The 4,330-nt window shown below is 67.8% G+C and carries 4 protein-coding genes; 3 read left to right on the plus strand and 1 reads right to left on the minus strand.

The window, feature by feature from the left end:
• Positions 1–795, minus strand: a 795-nt coding sequence (locus tag VJ811_RS03300) for a tetratricopeptide repeat protein (RefSeq protein ID WP_324070852.1), incomplete at its 3' end; no start/stop codon positions are given.
• A gap of 257 nt (positions 796–1,052) precedes the next feature.
• On the opposite strand from VJ811_RS03300, the gene VJ811_RS03305 reads away from it, so the two are divergent.
• From VJ811_RS03305 to VJ811_RS03315, 3 genes are read left to right on the plus strand one after another with little or no spacing between them, the layout of a single operon-like run.
• Positions 1,053–1,775, plus strand: coding sequence for a ParA family protein (locus VJ811_RS03305; RefSeq protein WP_037518907.1), 723 nt, complete (start codon positions 1,053–1,055; stop codon positions 1,773–1,775).
• Between the two features lie 17 nt (positions 1,776–1,792).
• Positions 1,793–2,485 carry a hypothetical protein gene (locus VJ811_RS03310; protein WP_324070854.1) on the plus strand — a complete coding sequence of 231 codons (693 nt, stop codon included), beginning with the start codon at positions 1,793–1,795 and terminating at the stop codon, positions 2,483–2,485.
• A gap of 22 nt (positions 2,486–2,507) precedes the next feature.
• Complete coding sequence (locus VJ811_RS03315) at positions 2,508–3,899, plus strand: SPOR domain-containing protein (RefSeq protein WP_324070855.1); 1,392 nt, start codon at positions 2,508–2,510, stop codon at positions 3,897–3,899.
• Positions 3,900–4,330 lie beyond the last annotated feature (431 nt).

Raw genomic sequence — 4,330 nt, forward strand, 5'->3', positions numbered from 1 at the left:
CGAGGCCACCGCGACGCTGCGGATCGGTTCGGGTTTGGGCTGCGGTGCCGGCGTGGGCGCGGGCTTGGCGGCGGGCGGCGTGTTGATCACCGGCGGTGGCGTATAGCTGGTGCCGGGAACCGAGGCGGGCAGGCTGGCGACCTTCACCGGCGAGGCGGCGGGCACGGGTTTGGGCGCGGGCGGCGCGGCGGCATTGACCGCGGCGAGGCGCGCCTGCTGTTCGCCGCGCTCGATTTCGGGGAGCAGCGCGAGGCCGCGCTGGCGCTGGTCGAGCGGGATCAGATTGTCGAGCTGCGCGAGGCGCGCCGAGGCGATGCCGAGCCCGGCGTCGCTGGCGCGCTTGGTCAGCGCATAGGCGCGCGGCCAGTCCTGCGGCGCGAGGTCGCCGTTGAAGTGCGCTGTGCCGAGGACATATTGCGCGCGCGGTTCGCCGCGCGCGGCCGAAGCGAGGATGAAGGGCATCGCCTCCTGCCGGCGGTTCGCGGTGAAGAGTATGAGGCCGAGATTATCCTCCGCCTGCAAATGCCCTTGCTTGGCGGCGCGGCGATACCAGGCCTCCGCCTGCACGAGATCGGCGGGAACGCCGCGGCCGAGTTTATAGGCCTGCCCCAGATTGAACTGCGCATCGGCGTCGCCGGCGATTGCAAGCGGACGCCATTCGGCGACCGCGGCCGGATAATTGCCCGCCTGCCAGGCGTCGACGCCGTCCTTGACGTCGGCATGGGCGGGCGCCGCCAGCATCGATGCCGCGAGCAGCGGCAGAGCCAGCGAATGGGCGGTGCGGAAAGAACGCATCTTATTCTCCAATGACTTGCGCCGCGTGAGGCCGGCTGCAGTCCCCGGGGTCTTTATAGCGCCAATTGGCTAACACGGTGTTAGCGACAAAGTGCGCCGCGCCGAACTTGATCCGTTCTGGCACAGGTTCGTCTTAGGGGCTCGTTTACCATATTCGTGAGCAAGTCGTTCACCCTCTTTTTATCATCGTTAACCTAATTTTAGCGCCCCGCATGGCATTCCTTCGCCGAATTTTGGATTTCCGAGGGGGTAACGCAGTGCGCGTATTGGCATTGGCTTCACAGAAAGGCGGGTCGGGAAAGACCACGCTGTCGGGGCACCTCGCGGTGCAGGCGCAGCTTGCGGGCGCCGGCCCCGTCGTTCTGATCGACATCGATCCGCAGGGCTCGCTCGCCGACTGGTGGAACGAGCGTGAAACCGACCTTCCGGCCTTTGCCCAGACCACGGTCGCGCGGCTGGCTTCCGACCTCGAAATCCTGCGCCAGCAGGGCTTTAAACTGGCGGTCATCGATACGCCGCCGGCGATCACCATGGCGATCCAGAGCGTGATTTCGGTCGCCGAGCTGATCGTCGTTCCGACGCGGCCGAGCCCGCACGACCTGCGCGCCGTCGGCGCCACCGTCGACCTTTGCGAACGCGCCGGCAAGCCGCTGGTGTTCGTCGTCAACGGCGCGACGCCCAAGGCGAAGATCACCAGCGAAGCCGCGGTAGCATTGTCGCAGCACGGCACCGTCGCCCCGATCACGCTGCACCACCGCACCGATTATGCCGCGTCGATGATCGACGGCCGCACCGTGATGGAGGTCGACCCCAACGGTCGCTCGGCCGACGAGATCCGCCAGCTGTGGACCTATATGAACGACCGTCTCGAAAAGAATTTCCGCCGGACCGTATTCGCCGCGCCGCTCCCCACACAGGGCAATTATGGCGCGGTTCGCCCGATGGGTGGTGGCTTTGGCCGCCGCATCGCTGGCCAGTGACGGGAGGTATCGGAACCATGGGCGAACCCAAACCCCTCGCATCGCTGAGCGCCGGACTCCTTGCCCGCAAGGGCGGAGCGCGTCCCGCCATGCGCCGCCAGCCGCTCGGTAGCGGCCCCGCACCCCTCAACCCCGGCGGTTACGACGACCTTGGCTGGAACGACATGGGTTATGATGTCGATCCCGACCAGTCGGCCGAACCCGCACGGATGCTCGACCTGAAGCCTTTGCTCACCGGATCGGTGCTGGCGCATAATGTCGAGGCCGAACATGCGGTCGACGACCGTGCCGGTTACGAGCTGACGCCGGAATTTTCGGCCGAATATACCGGCGAACCGATCGGGCTGACCGAGGATTATGGCGCCGGTCACTTCGAGGCCGAAGCCCCCGAGGTCCCGGAAATCGTCCGCCAGCAGGAATCGCTGATCGAGCGCGTCGCCGCGGTGGCGCGCAAGGTCGAGGCGCGTCCGGCACCGGCTGCGAAGAAGGAAAAGGCACCGCGCGCGCTCCGGGCTCGCGAAAAGGCCGCCTTCACGCTGCGCCTCGACGCCGAGCGCCATCTGCGCCTGCGCCTCGCGAGCGCGGTGACGAACCGGTCGTCGCAGGTGATCCTGACCGACCTGCTCGACGAATATCTGGCTTCGCTGCCCGAAATCGACGCGATGGCGAGCCGCCTGCCGGCCACGCGCCCGGTGCGCGGACCGCGCTGAAGAATAATAGGGGGGACCTGTCATGAACCGCAAGTTGCTGATGAACCTGGCCGTTTCGGGCTTTGTCCTGAGCGTGGCCACCGGATGCAGCGGCATGGGCAAGATGGCCGACGCGCCGTCGCGCGCCGCCGGCAAGCCCGCGATCGCCGCCAAATCGGCGAGCGACGCGCGCGTCGCGCTCGAAGCCGGGAAAGCCAGCAAGGCGGTCGGCCTGGCCGAAGCCGCGGTTGCGGGCAGCCCGCGCGATGCAAGCTATCGCGCGCTGCTGGGGCAGGCGTATCTGGATGACGGGCGCTTTGAATCGGCGACCGCGGCGCTGACCGAGGCGATCGAACTCGGCGCGGCCGATGGCAACACGGTGCTTTCGCTGGCGCTCGCGCAAATCGCGCAGGGCAAGGGCAGGGAAGCCGTCACGCTGCTGACCGAGCATCGCGCGGCGGTGCCGGCGTCGGACCTCGGGCTGGCGCTGGCGCTCGCGGGTGACAATGAAGGCGCAATCTATGTGCTGAGCGAAGCCGCGCGCGCCGAAGGCGCCGGGGCACGGACGCGGCAGAATCTGGCGCTGGCGTTCGCGCTGTCGGGCCGCTGGGCGCAGGCGCGCATCCTCGCGTCGCAGGATCTGTCGATCGCCAAACTCGAAGGCCGGATGGCCGAATGGTCGAAGCTGGCCGAACAACCCGATGCGCGGATGCGCGTCGCGAGCCTGATCGGGACGACCGCGCGGCAGGACGCCGGCATGCCGGTCCGGCTCGCGCTCAGCAATTTCGGCGAAACGCAGATGGCCGCGGTTGAGCCCGCGGTCCAGCTGGCGAGCGCCGATCCGGCGCCGGTCGCCGACTATGCGCCGCCGCCGCCCGTGCTTGCGGATGCGGGCGGAGCGATCCGCAGCGTCGAACTGCCGATGCCCACCCGCAACGCCGATGGCGTCGTGCCGGTAACCGAATTGCCGCGGCCGAAACCCGCGGGCGACGTGATCCTCGCCGACGCCGCGCCCTATCGCGCCGCGCCGCGTGTGGCGGATGAAGGGCGTATCCGTCCCGCGCAGAAACAGGCGCTCGAGCTGGCGACCGTGCTGATCCCGAAGGCGATGGGGTTCGATGCGAAAAAGCCGACCGGCTGGGCGGTGCAGCTGGGCGCTTATGACAGCCTGGGCATTGCCAAGGAAAAATGGGGCAGCCTGAAAAAACGCAATGGCGCACTGGCGAACTTCCCGGCGTCGAGCCACGCCGCGACGGTGAATGGCCGCAATTTCTATCGCCTGACGGTGAACGGCCTCGCGACGCGCGCCGATGCGACGAGCCTGTGCAACCAGCTCAAGGCGCAGGGTCAGACCTGTTTCATCCGTGCGATGGGCGGCGGCGAGGCGATCCAGTGGGCGTCGAAGGCCGGCCCGATGCGGCTCGCTTCGCGCTAAAAGATTATACCCGGATAAGGGGGAGGGGCGTGGTCGCGAGGCCGCGCCTCTTTTGTTTGGGTTGCGGGTTTCGACCGATTGCGGACGTTTTAGTTCCTCCCCGGAACGGGGAGGGGGACCGCCGCCGTAGGCGGTGGTGGAGGGGTCGGGACGGTGCGTCTTGACGAGAGGTTTCGACCCCTCCGTCAGCCCTGTGGGCTGCCACCTCCCCGTTCCGGGGAGGATCGGAACCGTCCGCTCACCACCCCAAGGCAGGCGTCGCCTTCAAATAAGCCTTTCCTACATTATCCGGCTGTGCCAGCCTTCATCCGGCTCTTTCATTTGGTGGATAAAAGCGGTTGCTGCCTGGCTTGCGGGTGCGGCCAGGGTGGGGCGTGCCGGGCGCGTCCAGCACGCCGCGAGGCTCAAATCGGGCGATGCATAAGGCTGAA

This window comes from Sphingopyxis sp., from assembly GCF_035250425.1.
Lineage (GTDB): Bacteria > Pseudomonadota > Alphaproteobacteria > Sphingomonadales > Sphingomonadaceae > Sphingopyxis.

Coding starts and splice junctions, on each gene's coding strand:
- VJ811_RS03310 (WP_324070854.1), top strand. CDS start 1,793: ATGGGCGAACCCAAACCCCTCGCATCGCTGAGCGCCGGACTCCTTGCC.
- VJ811_RS03315 (WP_324070855.1), top strand. CDS start 2,508: ATGAACCGCAAGTTGCTGATGAACCTGGCCGTTTCGGGCTTTGTCCTG.